The 1,343-nt window shown below is 44.8% G+C and carries 2 protein-coding genes; both read right to left on the bottom strand.

Translation table 11 applies throughout. The features are described from left to right. Positions 1 to 686, bottom strand: a 686-nt coding sequence (locus AB4486_RS23955; protein ID WP_372119101.1) for an amidohydrolase family protein, incomplete at its 3' end; no start/stop codon positions are given. A gap of 237 nt (positions 687 to 923) precedes the next feature. Next, the coding region (locus AB4486_RS23950; RefSeq protein WP_372119098.1) for a helix-turn-helix transcriptional regulator at positions 924 to 1,343 on the bottom strand (420 nt) is incomplete at its 5' end.

Raw genomic sequence — 1,343 nt, 5'->3', positions numbered from 1 at the left:
TGCCAAGGGTCAAATGATGATGCCACACCACCTGATGACATGATCTTAATTTGCGTATTGCCTTGCTTGAAGTTTTGGCGAGCAGCCGCTTTGATTTCGGTAATACCGTCGGCATTAAAGCTGACGCTATTTCGCGCCATACTGGTCGATGAACCAAAGAAGTGTTGGTTAGCCGTGGTTAGGTTACTGAAATCGGCATGCGAACCCGTCGGGCCAATAAATGCGCCTGATGTGTAAAGTCGTGGGCCCGGCAACATGCCTGAATCGATAGTCTTACGTAAGCCAGTATTCAAGCCACCAGCATCACGCCACGTGGTGAAACCCGATTGAAACGCGGCGTTCGCGTTGACTGTCGCTCGCGCGGCTAACTCTTCGATCGTTCGGTTGTTTTCGTGGTCGCTTAGGTTACCGCCGTTAAGCAATAAGTGTCCGTGGCCTTCGATTAAACCTGGCATTAACGTTTTGCCTTCGCCGTCAATCACTACAGCGTCACCAGCCTCTATCGGGCTCGCAGAGATTTGTTTGATAAGATTGTCTTCGACTAATACATGATGGTCTTCGTACAATTTGTTTTCAGTACCATTGAACACATCGACGTTAGTAAATAGCGTTGATGCTGCATTTGCAGAAAGAGCAAATGAACACGAAAGAGCAACAACAGAGAGCTTTAAGCCTGCATTTTTCATTTTTACACCTTGATTCCGTTTGTTAGTGGCGTCCACTTCCCATAACGATTCCGTAACTACTAATGAGTGTCATGAGGTTTCAAAGATGTTTTTATTGGTCGCGAAACTCGCTAAAAAAAACAACTCATCCACATTCAATAACTTAGTAGTGATATTGCCAGTATTCAAGGTTGATAAATGGCCATTTGGTGACAATAAATAATTCTGCGTGCAGGCTCCTGTTTTTACTTACTGGTTTTAGCTGTGCTCTTTTCGGTACTGTCTTGGCGTCATGTTCATCTGTCGTTTGAACGCTCGGGTAAAGTGGGAAGAATCGGAATAGCCCATTTTCGCACCTACTTGCGTGATCGATAGATCTGACTGCTTAAGCAATTCTAAAACCTGCTCAAGAACCATCTCTTCAATCAAGGTTTTGTAGACCACCCCTTCACTTTCCAATCGACGCTGGATCGTTCTGACATGAATATTCAGAATCTCAGAAGCTAAGCTAATTGGCAGTTTACCCATCGTGAGATAAGGTTTAATAACAAGCTTAAAAGCGCTCAAGAATGAGCTAGGTAAAGGCTTAGTGAGATCTGGTACTTGAGCAATTTGGGGTAAAACAATCGGTGCAAGCATGATATCTTCAGGGATCTCAAAGGCAGTGACCGGCCTATG

It is taken from the genome of Vibrio sp. 10N.222.55.C6 (assembly GCF_041473395.1).
Taxonomy (GTDB): domain Bacteria; phylum Pseudomonadota; class Gammaproteobacteria; order Enterobacterales; family Vibrionaceae; genus Vibrio; species Vibrio crassostreae_C.
Note: the sequence above shows the minus strand (reverse complement) of the source record. Positions and strands in the feature narration are given on the sequence as shown.